This window comes from Rhodovulum sp. PH10, from assembly GCF_000293785.1.
Classification (GTDB): domain Bacteria; phylum Pseudomonadota; class Alphaproteobacteria; order Rhizobiales; family Xanthobacteraceae; genus Rhodoplanes.
This window is the reverse complement of the sequence record NZ_AKZI01000149.1, coordinates 1-17,080: the sequence shown is the minus strand read 5'-3', so window position 1 is coordinate 17,080 and position 17,080 is coordinate 1. Positions and strand designations below refer to the sequence as shown.

Sequence of the window (17,080 nt, the reverse complement as noted above, 5' to 3'; positions counted from 1 at the left end):
ACAGACCTCATCGGAGAGTCGAAACATGGATTGCGTCGTCAAGAACGGCCTGCTGATCACCGCGAAGAACAAGGTGCAGGCCTCGATCGGCATCGCGGACGGACTGATCGCCGGCCTCTACGAGCCCGGCCAGGAGCCCGCCGCCGGTCAGGTGATCGACGCGACCGGCCTCGCGGTCATTCCCGGCGTGATCGACATGCACTCGCACCACCGCGAGGGCAGCGAGCCGGGCTTCGAGTACAAGGACACGATCTACTCTTCGACGCGCCAGTGCGCGGCGGGCGGCGTCACCACCACGGTCGGCATGCCGAACGTGACCCCGCCGCCCAACAGCCTCGACTTGTTGCGCAAGCAGTTCGCGATCTATCAGCGCGACGCGATCGTCGACTGGAACTTCAATCCGGCGCCCACCATCGCCGACGAGATCCCGCGGATGGCGGAGGAAGGCATCGCCGCCTTCAAGATCTTCATGGTGGTCGACACCGGCCGGTCCTACCCGCACATGCCGGGCATCGGCGTGCACGACCACGGAAAGATCCTCGAGATCATGCAGCACTGCGCGGCAGTGAACCTGCCTTTGATGGTGCATCCGCACGACCAGGCGCTGATGGACGTGATCGAGAAGGATTTTTGGGACCGCCAGCAGCGCGACGCACTCGCCTACGCAAAAGCCTATGCGGCGCACGACGGCGTGATCTGGGAGACCGCGATCGCCACCCTCCTGCGGCTGCAGAAAGCCGCCGGCTGCCACCTGCACATCCTGCACACCCAGACCTCGGGCTCGGTCGATCTGATCCGCCGGGCAAAGGCCGAAGGCCAGAAGGTGACCTGCGAGATCAATCCGTGGGCGCTGTTTCTCGGCTGCGACTGGGGTGCGGTGCAGCGGCTCGGCTCCTACGCGCTGTCCTACTGGGTGCCAGAGAAGAACGTGCCGAGCCTTTGGGAGGGCCTCGCCGACGGCACCATCGACATCGTCGCAACCGACCACGCCCCGCACACCCGCGAGGAGAAGGAGATCGGCTGGATCGACGGCTGGAAGGCGCACACCGGCACGCCGTCGACGCAGTTTTACGTCAGCATGTTCCTCACCGCGGCGCTCGACGGTAAGATCACCCTCGAGCGGGCGGTCGAGGCGATGTCGACCGCACCGGCAAGACTGTTCGGCCTCGAGCGCAAGGGCGACGTGATGCCCGGCTTCGACGCCGACCTGGTGCTGGTCGACCTCGAAAAGTCCTACGAGGTCAAGGACGACGACGTGCTGAGCCTGACCGGCTGGTCGCCCTATGCGGGCCGCACGTTCAAGGCCAAGCCGGTGCGCACGCTGGTGCGGGGCCGCACCGTCTATGCGGACGGGGAGGTGGTCGGCGAGAAGGGATGGGGCAAGCTCGCCCGCGCCCGCCGCGCCGGCTGAGGGGAACCTGCATGGCGCGCCGTCTCTTCGAGTTTCTCGAGCAGGACACCCGGACGGCGGCCGCCGCCCGGGTGCTGATCTCGACCGGTGCGGTGCTGGTGGTGTGGCAGATCGTGTCGATGATCGTCACCAACCGGCTCTTGCTGGTGCCGCCCGCGGAGGTCGCGGTCGCGCTCGCCCACGAGGTCGCCGATGGCGCCATGTGGACCAATGCGTCGGCCACCGTCACGGCGGTGGTCACGTCGTTCGTGGTGTCGGTGGTGATCGGGGTGGCGATCGGGCTGGCGCTCGCCTCCAGCCGGATTCTCTCGCTCACCGGCGGACCGGTGCTGAGTGCGCTGAATTCCGTGCCGATCATCGCGCTGGCGCCCCTGTTCATCGCCTGGCTCGGGCTCGGCTTCGCGTCGAAATTCGTGCTGGTGATCCTGGTCGCGGTGTTTCCGGTGGTGGTGACGACCGAGGCCGGCCTGCGGGCGACCGACAAGCCGCTGATCGAGGCGGCGCGCTCGTTCAACGCCACGCCGTGGCAGATCTTCACCACCGTGACGTTTCCCTATGCGCTCCCCTTCATCGTCAGCGGCGTGCGGGTGGCGTGGGCGCGGGCGCTGGTCGGCATCGTGGTGGCGGAATTTTTCGGCTCGTTCGCGGGCTTCGGCTACGCGATCCTGTCGGCGAGCCAAACCTTCGATACCGCTCGTGTGCTCGGCTACGTGATCATGCTCGGCGCGATGGGGCTTTTGGGCAGCGTCCTGTTCGCCGCGCTGGAGCAGCGGCTCGCACCGTGGAGGCAGGAATGACGGAGGCGGTACGGCTCGCGGTCGATGGCATCGGCAAGACGTTCGAGCGGCGCGGCAAGCCGCCGGTCGAGGCGTTGCGTGACATCCGGATGACCATTCGCGAAGGCGAGTTCGTCTCGATCGTCGGGGCGAGCGGCAGCGGAAAATCGACGCTGCTGCGCATCATCGACGGGCTGATCGCGCCGTCCGCCGGCGTGGTGCGGGTCGACGGCCGGCCGGTGTCGAAGCCGGGGCGCGACCGCGCAATGGTGTTCCAGCAGGATTCGCTCTTGCCCTGGAAAACCGTCGCCGAGAACGTCGCCTACGGGCTCACGCTCGCCAAGGTGCCGAAGGCCGAGGCGTTCGCGACCGCGCAAAAATTCATCGACATCGCCGGGCTGAAGGGCTTCGAGCAGCACTATCCGCACCAGCTCTCCGGCGGCATGCGCCAGCGCGTCAACGTCGCCCGCGCGCTCGCGGTCGATCCGGAGATCCTGCTGCTCGACGAGCCGTTCGCAGCGCTCGACGCGCAGACCCGCGAGATCATGCAGACAGAGCTTCTGTCGATCTGGCAGGCGACCGGCAAGACCGTGCTTTTGATCACCCACCAGATCGACGAGGCGGTGTTTCTGTCGGACCGGGTGATCGTGTTCTCGGCGAGGCCCGGCACCATCCGGCGGGAAATCCCGGTGCCGCTGCCACGCCCGCGCGACCTCGAGCTCAAGCGCAGCGCCGAATTCGTGTCGCTGGTCGACACCATCTGGAAGCTGATCGAGGCAGAGGTCCGCGCCGGCCTGAAGGAGGAGTGAGGGGACTCGTCCCCCTCCCCTCGTTCTTCGTGGGATCAAAACCCCTCGGGGCCAGTGGCCGGCAGCGGCTCGCCGAGCGGATCGGGACCGAATCGATTCGGCCCGTCGGTGCCGCGGAAGCAGAACCACGCCAGAAGCACCACCACGCCGATCACGGTGACGGCGAGCAGCAGCCACCAGCCGGTGCGGTCGAGGTCGTGCAGGCGGCGCGCGCCGACCGCCAAGCCCGGCAGAAACAGCGCGAGCGACGCCAGATTGTTGATCACCGCGGTGCCGGGGCCGAACAGCACGGTGTCGATCGCGCTCGCGACCAGCCCGACCACCAGCGTGAACAGCGCCCAGTACCAGTATTCCGACCGCGGGGCCCGGCCGGTGAAGGTCGCATAGTTCCGGAATCCCGACGCGATCGCCTGGCCGAACGTCATGGGCTCGCCCCCCCCCTATCCTGATCGCCCGCATGGGAGCACGGCCCGGCGGCCCGCCGCAACCGCTTTTCTCGCGACTTTTCCGTGGCCGTTCCCGCGCGTGCGTCGCGACCGCCGGTGCGCGTCACAGAAGCCGGGCGAGCGCGAGATGGGCGCCGAGCAGCAGGAGGCCGACCAGAAAGCCGAGCCGAAACGTCTCCGCCGAAACGCGGCCGCGCAGCCACTGGCCGGCCACCACACCGGCAAAGGTCGGTAGCAGCGCCGCGACCGACACGCCGAGCAGCCAGAAATCGAGCACGCGGGCGCCCAGAAGGCCGACGCCGAGGGCGGCGGTCGACACCGTGAAGGACAGGCCGAGCGACTGCACGAGCGCGTCGCGCGACAGGCCGAGGGCGGCGAGATAGGGCACGGCGGGGATCACGAACACGCCGGTCGCCGCGGTGACCAGGCCGGTGGCGAGGCCGGCGAGCGGCCCGAGCCAAGGTTCCGTCTCCGGCCGCACCACCAGCGGCAGTCGAAAGAAGCCGAGCAGCGCGTAGAGAATCAGCGCCGCGCCGAGCAGCGGCACCGCCGCCGGGCCCGGCGCGCCGAACAGCCAGGCGCCGAGAAGCGTGCCGGCGGCGCTGGCGCCGAGCATCGGCCCGAGGCGGGCGAGCAGCGGGCGGATCGCCGGGCCGGCGAGCGCCTGCCACACATTGGTGACGAGCGAGGGCACCATCAGCACGGCGGCGGCGGTCGCCGGCGGCACCACGAGGCTGAGAAGGCCGATCGCCACCGTCGGCAGGCCGAGCCCGAGCGTGCCCTTGACGAGGCCGGCGACGAGAAAGGTGGCGATGCCGAGGAGAACGAGGAGGGGGTCCATCCTCGAAGCGTGACCGAGCGCCGGCCCGACGGCAATGGAAAACCGCTTTTGCGGTGCGTCAGGACGAGCGCCCTCGCCGCCCCGCCGTGCCGCGCGGCCTGCCACCGGCGCCCCGGCCAGCCGGCGAGCCGGCCGGCGCGAGCGCCGGTCAGCGCATCGAGGTGCGGCCCTCGATCTTCGGCAGCTCGTCGGGCGACGGCGTGCGGACCGTCGCGGTCGCACGGTTGGCGAGCTCCACCGTCACCTTCTCGGCGTTCGCCGGGGTCATCTGGGCGAGGATGTCGGACATTTGCCGCGGGTTCATCAGCGAGGCGACGTCGAGCAGCACCTTCATGTCGAGCCGGTCGAAGATGCGCGCGGCGTCCTTGGCCTTCATCACCTCGTACATCTTCACCAGGGACTTCAGCTTCTCCTGCTCGCCGTCGTCCTTCTTCTCGGAAGCGGCCTTGATGCGCTCCTCGATCGCCTTCAGCTCGCCGATCCGTCCCTCGAGCTGCTTCTCGGCGTTCTGCAGCAGGCTTTCCCGCACGTCGAGTTCTCGCGCGCGCGAGTCGAGCTCCTGGCGGCGCTCCTGGAGGCGCTCGAGCAGCGCCCGCTCGCCCGGCGGGATCGCCGGCGGTTGCAGCGGCACCAGGGTGCCCGAGCAGGACGGCGACGGATCGGCCGCCTTGGGCTTCGGCGGCTCCTTCGGCTTGGAGCTGCCGTGCCCCGACGAGCCGGTGACGTCGGGCGGCAGCACCACAGGCGGCGACGCCGGCTTCACCGAGGGCAGCTCGGGCAGCGTGTCGAGCCGCGGGGCCGGCGCGTCCTTCACCGAGCCGGTGACGTCCGGATAGTTGAACATCTGCTTCGCCCACGAGCCTTTGCTCTCGCCCGCGGCGGAGCCCTGCCCGTCGGCCGGCTTCACCACCGCCCGGTCGAGCGCGACCGCCGGCAGCGGCGACGGCCCGGCCGTGTCGGCCGCGGTGAAGGGGGTCGGATCGTCGACCACGAAGCCGAGGACCTTCAGCGCGAGCAGGCACACCGCCGCGAACAGGACGACCGGGATCAGGTGCAGCTCGCGCAGCCTTTTCATGCAGCGAGCCCCTTGCGAGCGCGGGTGCGGTGGGCGAACGCCTGGGCGGCGGCGAGCACGGCCTTGCTGTCGGGCACCGGCGGCAGGCGCGGCTCGGCGGGCGCGGCGGCGGCCGGCGTCGCGGCCTGCGCGGCGGCGGACGAAGCCTCGGCGGAGGCCGGCGTGGCGGGAACGCGCCGCGAGGCGGCGGCGATCCGGGCGAGCTTGTCGAGCACCTCGTTGCCGGCGGCGATCTGGCGGCCGATGTCGGCGGCGAAGCGCTCGGCGGTGCGCAGCCGCTCGCCGATGTTCTGGTCGCAGTCGCGCACGGTCACCTTCAGCCCGGCGATCGCCCGCTCGGCGATCTCGGTGGCGGTGATCAGCTCGGAGATGGTCGCCTTGAGCGCATGCTCGTTCGACCGCAGCCGGCGCAGCTTGTTGTTGAGCAGCCAGCAATAGCCGATCGTCATGAGCAACAGGATCACGACGAATCCTTCGATCACGAAGCCCACCCAATGTGTCACGTCGATGCCTCCATGCGCTTCGAAGATTCGCCTGCCGTCTCGAACATGGCGAAGGTCGTTTTCGGCCGCCGCAGCGGCTTTGCCACGCGCACGGCGACACGGTCGCCGACGCGGCCCATCCGGGCTTCCGTCAAGGTGACGTTGCCGCAGCGCACCTGCACCAGCGCTTCCGGCTTGAGATCGAGCGTCAGCGTGTCGCCGACGTCGAGCTCCATCAGCCGGCGCAGCGGCAGATGCTGCTCGTACAGCACCGCGTCGACCGCGATCTCCGCCTGGCCGATCTCGGTGGCGAGATGCCCTTCCCAGATCGGATCACGGCCGAGCTTGTCGCCCATGAACATCTGCAGCAGCACGTCGCGGATCGGCTCGATCGTCGCGTAGGGCAGCAGGAGCTCGACGGCGCCGCCGCGGTCCTCCATGTCGATCCGCAGCCGCACCAGGATCGCCGCGTTGGAGGGGCGCGTGATGGCGGCGAAGCGCGGATTGGTCTCGAAGCGGTCGATGTTGAACTTGACCGGCGACAGCGGGCGGAAGGCGAGCTCGGCGTCGGCCAAAATCACCTCGATCATGCGCTTGACGAGGTTGGTCTCGATCGTCGTGTAGGGGCGGCCCTCGACCCGCACGGTCGACTGGCCGCGCCGGCCGCCGAGCAGCACGTCGATCATCGAGTAGATCAGGCTCGACGAGACGGTGAACAGGCCGAAATTCTCCCACTCCTCGGCGCGGAACACCGCGAGGATCGCCGGCAGCGGGATCGAGTTGAGATAGTCGCCGAAGCGCACCGAGGTGATCTGATCGAGCGACACCTCGACATTGTCGGAGGTGAAGTTGCGCAAGGACGTCGTCATCAGCCGGACCAGCCGGTCGAAGACGATCTCGAGCATCGGCAGACGCTCGTAGGAGACCATCGCCGAATCGATGATCGCGCGGATGCCGGAATTGTCGGTCATCGTGAGATCGGCGGTGCTGAAGCCCAGCAGCGCGTCGATCTCGTCCTGGCTCAGCGTGCGCTCGGTGCCGCCCTTGGCGGCGCCGCCCTCGCTGGTCTCGTCGATCATCGCCGCCCATTGGGCGGCCATCTGCTCGTCGACCTCGCCTTCCTTCGGCTGGAGGGCGTCGGCCGGATCCTCGGATTCGAGCGCGAGGCCCCATTGGGCGGCTAGCGCGTCCTGGTCGACGGTCTGGTCGGGCGGCATGGTGCAGGCCTCGTCATCGACGCCGTCCGTTCACTGGACGACGATCTCCTTGAACAGGACCGCGTTCACCCGGTTCGGCGCGATCGAGGCGTTGACCCGGCGGGTCAGCTCCTCCTTCATCCGGTAGAGACCGGCGGAGCCGTCGAGGTCGGTCGGCCGCAGCTCGCGCAGATAGGTCTGGAACATGTCGAGGAGGCGCGGCATCAGCGGCTGGATCTGCTCCTTGAGCTTCTCGTCGGGCAGATCGAGCACCACCTTCACCTTGAGATACTGGGTGCGCTCGCCGTTCGGGCTCGACAGGTTGACGAGCACGTCCGGCACCTCGAAGAACACCGCGGGCTTGACGGCGACCTTGGCGTCGCCGTGGGCGGCATCGCCCTGCCCGGCCTCTCCGTGCGCCGCCGCCTCGCCGTGCCCACCGCCACCGCCGAAGAACATCTTGTAGGCGCCGAAGCCGCCGCCGCCGAGCAGCAGCACGCCTCCCGCGGCGATCGCGATCAGCTTGATCGGCAAGCCCTTCTTGGCCGGCTTCTCGCCGTCTTCCGCCGCCGCGACGTCGGCTTCGTCGGGTGTCTTGGCCATGGCTGTGCCCCTGCTCGTCGGAATGGCGTGGCGGACCCGGGGGTGATCCGAGCGCGGCGTGGTCCGGCTCGGTTCCGGCGCCGATCACAGTAGGAACGAATTGGTTAACGGAAACTTTCCGCGCCCTCCCGAACACGGCACAAATTGCCGGGTGAGCGCGGATTCCGGCGCTTCTTGCCGTACCGCTCACCCCGCCGATTTTACCAATTCGTTGGTATCGTTGATTTTTCGCCGATGGCACGGTCGCTGCTTCGTGAAGGGCGGGGCGGCGGCTCGGGAGCGCCGGTGTCCCACGGGGGTTTCGCGGCGCACGGGAGAGCGACGCGGCGCCTCAGGGGAGAGACGAGATGGCGGAGAACACCGCATTGGTGGGACTGTCGTCGCAGGTCGCGCTTCGGCGCGAGCTCGACGTGGTCGCCAACAACATCGCGAACGTCAACACGTCGGGCTTCAAGGCCGACCACATGATGTTCGAGGAGTACCTGTCGCCGAAGGCGCGCGAGAACCGGTTCGGCGGCCGCGACCGGCTGGTGAACTTCGTCGAGGACCGCGCCACCTGGCACGATTTTCGTCCGGGCGCGCTCCAGCAGACCAACAACCCGCTGGACGTGGCGATCGACGGCGACGCCTTCCTGGTGGTGCAGACCCCGAACGGCGAGCGCTACACCCGCGCCGGCAACCTGAAGATCGACCAGCGCGGCACGCTGGTCACCACCGACGGCCTGCCGGTGATGGGCGACGCCGGGCCGATCACCTTCCAGCAGACCGACCACTCGATCGCGATCTCACCGGACGGCCGCATCTCGGTGCTGGAAGGCACCGCGACGGTGGAATCGCAGCGCGGCAAGCTGCGGCTGGTGCAGTTCGCCGACACCCAGCGGCTGGTCAAGGAAGGCGGCACCCGCTTCTCGGCGCCGCAGGGCGTCGCCCCGGTGCCCTCCACCACCGCCAAGGTCAATCAGGGCTTCGTCGAGAAGTCGAACGTCAACAACGTGGTCGAGATGACCCGGCTGATCGAGATCAACCGGGCCTACACCAACGTCTCGAGCCTGCTGCAGCAGCACAACGACCTGCGCAAGTCCGCGATCGAGCGGCTCGCCGAAGTCCCGACCTGAACCCTGCGCCTTCCAGCCGCATAACGCGAGAGCCTCCGAGGAAACCCGATGCGTGCCCTGCACACCGCCGCGACCGGCATGATGGCCCAGGAGCTCAACGTCCAGGTCATCTCCAACAACATCGCGAACATGCGCACCACCGGCTACAAGCGCCAGCGGGCCGAGTTCCAGGATCTGCTCTACGAGCACGTGCGCCGCATCGGCACCCAGACCTCGGACCAGGGCAACATCCTGCCGGTCGGCGTCGATCTCGGCTCGGGCGTCAAGACGGTCGGCACGCCCCGCATCATGACCCAGGGCACCCTGCTGGCGACCGGCCGCGACCTCGACGTGGCGATCCGCGGCGAGGGCTTCTTCAAAATCCAGATGCCGGACGGCACCTACGCCTACACCCGCGACGGCTCGTTCGAGATGGACGACCAGGGCCGCCTGGTCACCGCCGGCGGCAATCTCGTGCAGCCGGGCATCACCATCCCGAACAACGCCTCCTCGATCACCGTCAACTCGCAGGGGCAGGTGTCGGCGACGGTGCCGGGCAACACCACCCCGCAGGTGCTCGGCACGCTGACGCTGACCCGCTTCGTCAACAAGGCGGGCCTGCAGCCGGTCGGCGACAACCTGTTCACCGAGACGGTGGCGTCCGGCGCCCCGCAGGACGGCCAGGCGACGGTCGACGGCCTCGGCGACATCCAGCAGCGCAACCTCGAGCAGTCGAACGTCGAGTCGGTGACGGAAATCTCCGACCTGATCGCCGCCCAGCGTGCCTACGAGATGAACGCCAAGGTGATCACCGCCACCGACCAGATGCTGCAGACCGGCACCAACATGCTGCGCTCGTGAGGAGGACGATCATGGCCCGTCACGCGACCTTCGCCGCACTCTTCGGTCTCGCCGCCGCGCTCGCCACGGCGCCGGTCGTGCCGGCCGCGCACGCCGCCCAGGCCGGGCTCGGCGCGGCGGGGAGCGGCGCGCCGGCGACCGCCGAGAGCGTGCTCGCCAGCCTGCAGTCGATGCCGACCCTCAAGCGCCACGTCGTCGTCTCCGAGCCGCTGGTGCGGATCGGCGATCTCGTCGACAACGCCGGCGGCCTCGCCGAGGTGCCGATCTTCCGCGCGCCCGACGTCGGGACCTCCGGCGCGGTGCCGACCGCGCAGGTGGTCGAGGCTTTGCGGCGCTATCACATGATGACGCTCGACGTCGGCGACATCGCCGAGGTCGAGGTCACCCGCGCCGGCCGGATCGTCACCGCCGAGGCGATCCGCGATCGCATCCTGCACGCCTTCGCCGGCCGCTACGGGCTGGGCAAGGCGGAGGATCTGACGCTGGTGGTCGAGCGCGACATCCGCCCGTTCGCGGTCGAGCCGACCGCGACCGCCGAGCCCGGCGTTTCACGCGCGAGCTACGACGTGCGCACCGGCCGGTTCGACATCACCCTCGACATCCCCGGCAGCGCGGTCGCCCGCCGCCTGCCGCTGCGCTTCACCGGCACGCTGCACGAGCTGGTCGAGACACTGGTGCTCGCCCGCTCGATCCAGCGCGGCGAGGTGGTGCGCACCAGCGACGTCACCGTCGAGCGCCGGCCGAAGAGCGAGGTGCCGATGGACGCCGCCCCGACCGACGCGCGGGTGATCGGGCTCGCCGCCCGCCAGACGCTGCGCGCCGGCCAGTCGCTGCGGCTCGCCGACCTCACCAAGCCCGACCTCGTCAAGCGCGACGACACCGTCACCATCGTCTATCGCGCGCCCGGCCTGCTGCTCACCACCCGCGGCAGGGCGCTCGAGTCCGGCGCCGAGGGCGACCTCGTCTCCGCCATGAACCTGCAATCCAAGCGCACCGTGCAGGGCGTCGTCACCGGGACCGGCCAGATCACCCTGACCTCGACCACGACGCACCTTCTCGCCGCCGCCGACACCGCGCCCCGCGCGCTGCCGGAGACGGCGACCGCCGCGGCCGCATCGAGCATCCGTCAGTGAGGGTCGTCATGTCCGTGTCCCTGTCCCCGCGAGCCCTGCGACGCCGGGCGGCGACCGTCGCCGTCCTGATGCTCGCGACCTTCTCCGGCGGCTGCTCCGCGATCGACCGCCTCGCCAATATCGGCGAGCAGCCGCCGCTCCGGGCGATCGAGAACCCGACCGCCCAGCCCGGCTACAAGCCGGTGCAGATGCCGATGCCCGAGCCGCAGCCGGCCGTCTACAATCCGAACTCGCTGTGGCGGACCGGGTCGCGCGCCTTTTTCAAGGACCAGCGCGCTCACCAGGTGGGCGACCTCCTGACCGTCACCGTCAACATCACCGACAAGGCGAAGTACGAGAACGAGACCAGCCGCAGCCGCTCCGGCACCGAGGATTCGGGCGTCACCGACTTCATCGGCACGAAGACGTTCAACCCGGCCAAGGCGCCGCTGCCGGGCCGCATCCTCACCACCGACTCGGCCTCCGCCTCCGACGGCAAGGGCACCATCGACCGCAAGGAGACCCTGTCGACCACGGTCGCCGCGGTGGTCACCCAGGTTCTGCCGAACGGCAATCTGGTGGTCGAGGGCCGTCAGGAGATCCGGGTGAACTTCGAGGTGCGCGAGCTGATCGTCGCCGGCATCGTCCGGCCCGAGGACATCCAGAGCGACAACACCATCGACTCCTCGAAGATCGCCGAGGCCCGCATCGCTTACGGCGGCCGCGGCCAGATCACCGACCTCCAGCAGCCGCGCTACGGCCAGCAGCTCCTCGACGTCGTGCTGCCCTTCTAGCGAACGGCGCTGCCCGAGCTCCCCGCCGTCCCTCGGGACGGCGACTACCGCGGCCTCCGGTGTCTCCCCGCCGGAGGCCGTTCCCTATTCCGGCACCGGTGCCGGTGCGCGAAGATGGGGATGGCGGCGCCTTCCGGCTCCGGACAACTACCTGTGGACGGATCGGTATGGTTAATTGCCGGTGATCGCCGCGACACGAATCGAGTCTCCGGCGAGACGCCGAGGAACCGGCCGGACGATCGATGGCCGGAGTGGACGAGTACGGATGGGCTGACGGTGCGTGTGTCGGTCGAACGAACGGCCGGAAGCGACGGGAACCGCGACGCGCGGAACCGCCGGCCGGAGTCCGTCCGCGGCCCGCCACCACCCGGCGGGTCGGCCGCCACCCCGCGGAGCGTGTGGTGACGCGGCGGATCCTCGTGACGGGCGCGTCGGGTTTCGTCGGCCGCGCCCTGGTTCCCGCCCTCGCGGCGGCCGGCAACCTCGTGCTGGCGGCGAGCCGACGCCCGGCCGAGACCGCCCGCGGGCCCGGCATCGAGCCGGTCGCCCTGCCCGATCTCGACGGCCCGGTCGACTGGGCGCCGCTGCTCGAGGGCGTCGACGCCGTGGTCCATCTCGCCGGCATCGCCCATCGCAGCGGCATCGAGGACGCGGTGTACGACCGGGTGATCCGCGCCGGCACCGGCTCGCTCGCCCGCGCCGCCGCCCGCCGAAAGGTGTCGCGGCTGGTGCTGGCGTCGGCGGTCGCGGCGCCGCCGCGCGCCGCCCGCGGGCCGGTGGTCACCGAGGCGGCCGAGCCGCAGCCCGCCACCGCCTACGAGCGGGCGAAGCTCGCCGCCGAGGTGGAGGTGCGCGCGGCCGGCGTGCCGTTCACCGTGCTGCGCCCGCCGATGATCTACGGGCCGAACGTCAAGGGCAACATGGCGCTCTTGATGCGGATCGCCGGCTCGCCCTGGCCGCTGCCGGCCGCCGCCTTCACCACCCGCCGCTCGCTGCTCGCGCTCGACAACCTGATCGCGGCGATCGTGTTCTGCCTCGACCAGCCCGCCACCGTCGGCGAGACGTATCTCGTCGCCGACCCCGAGCCGATCACGCTGGCCGAGATGATCACCATTCTGCGCGAGGCGGCGGCCCGGCCGACGCGCGGTGGCGGCTCGCCGGCGCCGTTCGAGATCCTGTTGCGGATGTCGGAGCGCAACGTGCTGTGGGAGCGGATCGGCGACGACCTCGTGGTCGATCCCGGCAAGCTGATCGCCGCCGGCTGGCGCCCGGTGGTCGACACCCGCACGGCGCTGCGCGCCATGGTGCGGGCGAACGGAGCGGACGAACGCGACGAGGGGTGACGCCGGCCGGCGCCACCCCTCGCGAGACCGCGGAGACGATGGCCGTCGTCAGAACGGCGCGTCGATGTCGACCACGTCGACCAGCTTGTGGTTCACGAACTCCTTCAGCCCGAGGCCGATCAGCTCGCGCCCATAGCCCGAGCGGCGGATGCCGCCGAACGGCAGGTCGGCCTTGACCATGGTCGGATGGTTCACGAACACCATGCCGGTGGAGATGCGGCGGGCCACCGCCAGGCCGTGGGCGCGATCGCGCGAAAACACCGAGCCGCCGAGCCCGAACGGGCTGTCGTTGGCGATCCGCACCGCGTCGTCCTCGTCCTTGGCGCGAAACAGCATCGACACCGGGCCGAAAAATTCCCAGTAGCGCGCCGGATTGTCCTCGCGGAGGTCGGTCAGGATGGTCGGCTGCACGAAGGCGCCGCGGTTCGGCACCGCCGGGCCGACCTCCTCGGCGGTGGCGCCGTGGGCGACCGCCTGGCGGATCTTCTCCTTCACCTCGTCGGCCGCGGCCTGCGACGACAGCGGGGCGAGCGTGGTCGCCGGATCGAGCGGATCACCCGCCCGCAGAGCGGCGACGCCCTTGCGGTAGCGCTCGAGGAACGCATCGTACACCGCGTCGACGACGATCATCCGCTTGGACGAGCAGCACACCTGCCCGCCGTTCCAGTGGCGGCCAAAAACGCCCCAGGTCGCCGTCTTGTCGAGATCGGCATCGGCGAGCACCACGAAGGCGTCGGCCCCGCCGAGCTCGAGCGTCGACTTCTTCAGCGCCTTGCCGGCGATCGCCGCCACCTCGCCGCCGGCGGCCTCCGAGCCGGTCAGCGCCACGCCGTGCACCCGCGGGTCCTGCAGGATCTTGGTGATTTGCGCGCGCGTGGCATAGAGATTCTTGAAGCCGCCGGCCGGCAGCCCGGCCTCGATCATCAAAGCCTCGAAGGCGGCGGCGCTCTGCGGCACGTTGGAGGCGTGCTTCAGGAGCAACGTGTTGCCGGCCGAGAGCTGCGGCGCCAGGATGCGGGCGATCTGGTAATAGGGAAAGTTCCAGGGCTCGATGGCGAGCAGCACGCCGAGCGGCTCGTGCACCAGCATCGCCTCGCCCTCGGCCGGGTCCAGCACCGGCAGCTTTTCCGGCTGCAGCAGCGTCTCGGCATTGCGGACATAGTATTCGAGGATCTGCGCCGACAGCTCGACCTCGGCCTTCGCCTCGGCCAACAGCTTGCCCATCTCGAGCGTCAGCAGGCGGGCGTGGCGGTCGGCGTCCTTGCGCAACAGGTCGGCGGCGGTCTGCAGGACGCGGCCACGCTCGGCGAACGAGGTCTCGCGCCAGGCGAGAAACGCCCGGTGGGCGCCTTCGATCGCTTGCTCGACCTCGGCGTCGGTCGCGTCCGGAAAGGTCTTCACGGTCTCCCCGGTGAAGGGATTGACGGTTGCATAGGCCATGGCGGCAAATCCATTCGACTGACGGAAAAAGGGGACCGTACGAGCGGGACGGCTCGTCGCGGCGGGATCGCGGTGTCGAAGGAAGTGGCCGGCGTCACGATCCGGAGGCGGGGTGAGACTGATATCTCGCACATTGAAATAGTAATGGTTCGCATCAGCGACAAGCATTCGCATTCGTGAATTTGCGAAACGACAGTCGGGCCGCCGCGGCATCAATCGGCGGGTTGCGGGCCGGGACCGGACCCGCGGTCGGTGCGCGGCGCCCCCCTGCGCACAAAGAAAAAGGCAGCGGGTGGTTTCGCCCGCTGCCTCGAAAGAACTCACGACAAGTGGTGACACCGCTTCACAGCGGCGGCGGCCAGCCGTAGCGGGCGACCCGCGTCTTGTAGACCCGGTAGGCGTCGCCGAATTTGCGCTCCAGATAGCGCTCCTCGCGCAGCACCACGCCGTAATGCAGCACCAGCGCGGCCGGGATGAGCAGGAGAAGCAGCCAGTCCGAGCCGAACGCAAAGGCGATCCCGAGCATCGCCAGGCCGAGCCCGACATACATCGGGTTGCGCATCCGGGCATAAAGGCCGTCGGTCACCAGCGCGGTCGCCGCGCGCCACGGCAGGGCCTCGGTGCCGGCCGCCTTGAAGCGCCGCTCGCCGATCACCGCCAGCGCGCCACCGCCGCCGATCAGCAGCGCCGCCACCACCAGCCGGAAGACCAGCCCCATCGAGGCGAGCGCCGAGCTCGGCCACAGCCACTCGTGTAGAGCCGCGACCGCCAGCGTCACCACCGCGATCACCGGGGGCGGCGCGATCACGCCCGGCCTGTCCGTCTCGCTGCCTGCCATGCCGTCCCTCCTCGACTCGTGTCGGCCATCCGGCGGTAACCAAGTATCGCTCCTCCGGGTCTTGGACAAGCGGCCTCGCAACTCTCTAGAGTGGCGCCGCCGAGATTCCCCGTACGGCCCCTCCCCCGACAAGAAGCTTTCACCCGCGATGCCCCTTCCCTCCTCCGTCGCACCCGGCCGCCAAAACTCCGGCGAAAGGACCGTGCTCGGGCATCCGATCGGGCTCGGCGTGCTGTTCGGCACAGAAATGTGGGAGCGCTTCTCCTATTACGGGATGCGGGCGCTGCTGGTGCTCTATCTCGTGAACCACCTGCTGGTGCCGGGCCGGGCCGAGACGGTGGTCGGCTGGGCGACGATGAAGGGGGTGCTCGAGGCGGTGCTCGGCCCGCTGTCGACCCAGGCGCTCGCCTCCAATGTCTACGGCCTCTATACCGGCCTCGCCTATCTGGCGCCGCTCGTCGGCGGCTGGCTCGCCGACCGTCTCGTCGGGCCGCGTCGGATGGTGGCGCTCGGCGCCGGGCTGATGGCGGTCGGCCATTTCATGATGGCGTTCGAGACGCTGCTGCTTCCGGCGCTGCTCGTCCTCATCGTCGGCACCGGCGCCTTCAAGCCGAACATTGCCACCCAGGTCGGCGGCCTCTATGCCGAGGGCGACCCGCGGCGCGACCGCGCCTACTCGATCTTCTATGTCGGCATCAATGTCGGCGCGTTTTTGGCGCCGCTGGTGTGCGGCTCGCTCGGCGAGGAGGTCGGCTGGCACTGGGGGTTCGGCGCCGCCGGCGTCGGCATGCTGCTCGGCCTCGGCCTCTATCTGTGGGGCACCCGCCATCTTCCCCCCGATATCGTGCGAAACCGCCCCGCCGGCGGCGAAACCACTCGCAGCCGGCTCGCCCGCGAGGACCGCCGGGCGATGCTCGCGCTGGTGCTCTTGTGCCTGCCGGTGACGCTGTTCTGGGCGACCTACGAGCAGCAGGGCAACACGCTGGCCCTGTGGATCGACCGCTACACCGACCGCACCGTCTCGCTGCTCGGCTTTTCGGCGGAGATCCCGGTGACCTGGTTCCAGGCGGTCAACCCGCTGCTGATCTTCGTCCTGACGCCGCTTCTGGTGGAGTTCTGGGCGCGGCAGAGCCGGCGCGGCCGCGAGCCCTCGACATTGTCGAAAATGGCGCTCGGCTGCCTGGGGATGGCGCTCGCCAACCTGATCATGGTGGCGGCGGCGCTCTCCGGCGAGCACACCAGCTGGCTGTGGCTCATCGGCTATTTCCTCGTGCTGACGCTCGGGGAATTGTACGTGTCGCCGATCGGCCTGTCGCTGGTCTCCAAGGTGGCCCCCGCCACGCACGTCTCGCTGATGATGGGGGTGTGGTTCTGCACCAGCTTCGCCGGCAACCTGCTGGCCGGCATGCTCGGCGGCCTGTGGAGCCGGATGGACAAGCCCGCCTTCTTCCTCCTGATGGCCGGCATCGCGGCCACCGCCGCCGTGGTGATCGCCGCCTTTCGCGGGCCCTTGCACGGGCTGCTCGACGGACGGCGGGCCGGCGCCGCGTGAGGCCGGACGCACGCCGCTTGTCGGCGCCGTTCCCACCTGCCACAAGCAGGCCGACCTCGCCGCAGGTTTGGCGAGGGGTGCTTCCACGAGGCCGAGAATCCGCGGAGACGCCCCCTCACCCGGATGCCACGCGTTCCGCGCGGCCTCCGACCTCTCCCCGCGAGCGGGGAGAGGTGAGCGCCCCGCCCGTCACGATGCCTGCGCGCACGGCCAGACGATCTCGACAGCCCGGTGGGAGGGCAATGCAATGGACGGCAGATCGATACTCGTCACCGGCGGCGCCGGCTTTCTCGGCTCGCATCTGTGCGACCGCCTGATCGCGGCCGGCTACGAGGTTCTGTGCCTCGACAATTTCTACACCGGCACGCGGCGCAACGTCGCCCACCTGATCGGCCACAAGAATTTCG

General features: G+C 69.7%; 18 protein-coding genes. 10 read left to right on the top strand and 8 right to left on the bottom strand.

Translation table 11 applies throughout. The features are described 5' to 3' along the window. The first annotated feature begins 25 nt into the window (after positions 1 to 25). Genes A33M_RS19575 through A33M_RS19565 form a run of 3 tightly spaced genes read left to right on the top strand, consistent with a single transcriptional unit; the run spans position 26 to position 2,996 of the window. Complete coding sequence (locus A33M_RS19575; RefSeq protein WP_008390951.1) at positions 26 to 1,411, top strand: dihydroorotase; 1,386 nt, start codon at positions 26 to 28, stop codon at positions 1,409 to 1,411. A gap of 11 nt (positions 1,412 to 1,422) precedes the next feature. Continuing rightward, complete coding sequence (locus A33M_RS19570) at positions 1,423 to 2,208, top strand: ABC transporter permease (protein WP_008390948.1); 786 nt, start codon at positions 1,423 to 1,425, stop codon at positions 2,206 to 2,208. Next, a complete protein-coding gene (locus tag A33M_RS19565; protein WP_008390947.1) occupies positions 2,205 to 2,996 on the top strand; it encodes an ABC transporter ATP-binding protein in 792 nt (263 codons plus the stop codon). The genes A33M_RS19570 and A33M_RS19565 overlap by 4 nt, the downstream gene beginning before the upstream one ends. Positions 2,997 to 3,031: 35 nt before the next feature. Here A33M_RS19565 and A33M_RS19560 read toward each other — a convergent pair whose 3' ends face one another. The 6 genes from A33M_RS19560 to fliL all read right to left on the bottom strand — a co-directional run bounded on the left by A33M_RS19560 (position 3,032) and on the right by fliL (position 7,639). Further along, on the bottom strand, positions 3,032 to 3,421 hold the full coding sequence (locus A33M_RS19560) for a DUF805 domain-containing protein (protein WP_008390945.1): 390 nt from the start codon (positions 3,419 to 3,421) through the stop codon (positions 3,032 to 3,034). A gap of 124 nt (positions 3,422 to 3,545) precedes the next feature. Continuing rightward, on the bottom strand, positions 3,546 to 4,283 hold the full coding sequence (locus A33M_RS19555; protein WP_008390942.1) for a sulfite exporter TauE/SafE family protein: 738 nt from the start codon (positions 4,281 to 4,283) through the stop codon (positions 3,546 to 3,548). 148 nt (positions 4,284 to 4,431) lie between these two features. Continuing rightward, positions 4,432 to 5,358, bottom strand: coding sequence for a MotE family protein (locus tag A33M_RS19550; protein WP_008390939.1), 927 nt, complete (start codon positions 5,356 to 5,358; stop codon positions 4,432 to 4,434). Beyond that, a complete protein-coding gene (locus A33M_RS19545; protein ID WP_040621975.1) occupies positions 5,355 to 5,861 on the bottom strand; it encodes a DUF6468 domain-containing protein in 507 nt (168 codons plus the stop codon). The genes A33M_RS19550 and A33M_RS19545 overlap by 4 nt, the downstream gene beginning before the upstream one ends. Beyond that, positions 5,858 to 7,057: a flagellar motor switch protein FliM gene (gene fliM / locus A33M_RS19540; protein WP_008390934.1), complete on the bottom strand. Its 1,200-nt coding sequence runs from the start codon at positions 7,055 to 7,057 to the stop codon at positions 5,858 to 5,860. Before fliM ends, A33M_RS19545 begins: the two co-directional genes overlap by 4 nt. Before the next feature lie 30 nt (positions 7,058 to 7,087). Beyond that, a complete protein-coding gene (gene fliL, locus A33M_RS19535) occupies positions 7,088 to 7,639 on the bottom strand; it encodes a flagellar basal body-associated protein FliL (protein WP_008390932.1) in 552 nt (183 codons plus the stop codon). A gap of 347 nt (positions 7,640 to 7,986) precedes the next feature. On the opposite strand from fliL, the gene flgF reads away from it, so the two are divergent. From flgF to A33M_RS19510, 5 genes are all read left to right on the top strand, one after another. Next, positions 7,987 to 8,754: a flagellar basal-body rod protein FlgF gene (gene flgF / locus A33M_RS19530; protein WP_008390929.1), complete on the top strand. Its 768-nt coding sequence runs from the start codon at positions 7,987 to 7,989 to the stop codon at positions 8,752 to 8,754. A gap of 48 nt (positions 8,755 to 8,802) precedes the next feature. Then, positions 8,803 to 9,594, top strand: a complete 792-nt coding sequence (flgG, locus tag A33M_RS19525) for a flagellar basal-body rod protein FlgG (RefSeq protein WP_008390927.1) — start codon at positions 8,803 to 8,805, stop codon at positions 9,592 to 9,594. A gap of 11 nt (positions 9,595 to 9,605) precedes the next feature. Next, positions 9,606 to 10,727 (top strand): flagellar basal body P-ring formation chaperone FlgA, encoded by a 1,122-nt coding sequence (flgA, locus tag A33M_RS19520; protein ID WP_008390926.1) that lies wholly within the window; start codon positions 9,606 to 9,608, stop codon positions 10,725 to 10,727. Positions 10,728 to 10,735: 8 nt separating this feature from the next. Then, the gene (gene flgH, locus A33M_RS19515; protein ID WP_040621972.1) at positions 10,736 to 11,500 is read left to right on the top strand and encodes a flagellar basal body L-ring protein FlgH; all 765 of its coding nucleotides are present in this window, start codon (positions 10,736 to 10,738) and stop codon (positions 11,498 to 11,500) included. A gap of 401 nt (positions 11,501 to 11,901) precedes the next feature. Next, positions 11,902 to 12,843, top strand: a complete 942-nt coding sequence (locus A33M_RS19510; protein WP_008390922.1) for an NAD-dependent epimerase/dehydratase family protein — start codon at positions 11,902 to 11,904, stop codon at positions 12,841 to 12,843. 48 nt (positions 12,844 to 12,891) lie between these two features. Here A33M_RS19510 and A33M_RS19505 read toward each other — a convergent pair whose 3' ends face one another. Together A33M_RS19505 and A33M_RS19500 are read right to left on the bottom strand one after the other, a co-directional pair. Next, positions 12,892 to 14,283 carry an NAD-dependent succinate-semialdehyde dehydrogenase gene (locus A33M_RS19505; RefSeq protein WP_008390919.1) on the bottom strand — a complete coding sequence of 464 codons (1,392 nt, stop codon included), beginning with the start codon at positions 14,281 to 14,283 and terminating at the stop codon, positions 12,892 to 12,894. A 343-nt stretch (positions 14,284 to 14,626) separates the two neighbouring features. Then, on the bottom strand, positions 14,627 to 15,121 hold the full coding sequence (locus A33M_RS19500; protein ID WP_008390917.1) for a methyltransferase family protein: 495 nt from the start codon (positions 15,119 to 15,121) through the stop codon (positions 14,627 to 14,629). Positions 15,122 to 15,323: 202 nt separating this feature from the next. Between A33M_RS19500 and A33M_RS19495 the strand changes: the two genes are divergently transcribed. Beyond that, positions 15,324 to 16,673 (top strand): peptide MFS transporter, encoded by a 1,350-nt coding sequence (locus A33M_RS19495; RefSeq protein ID WP_008390916.1) that lies wholly within the window; start codon positions 15,324 to 15,326, stop codon positions 16,671 to 16,673. Between the two features lie 247 nt (positions 16,674 to 16,920). Continuing rightward, positions 16,921 to 17,080: NAD-dependent epimerase/dehydratase family protein (locus A33M_RS23235; RefSeq protein WP_157223578.1), on the top strand; the 160-nt coding region annotated here is incomplete at its 3' end.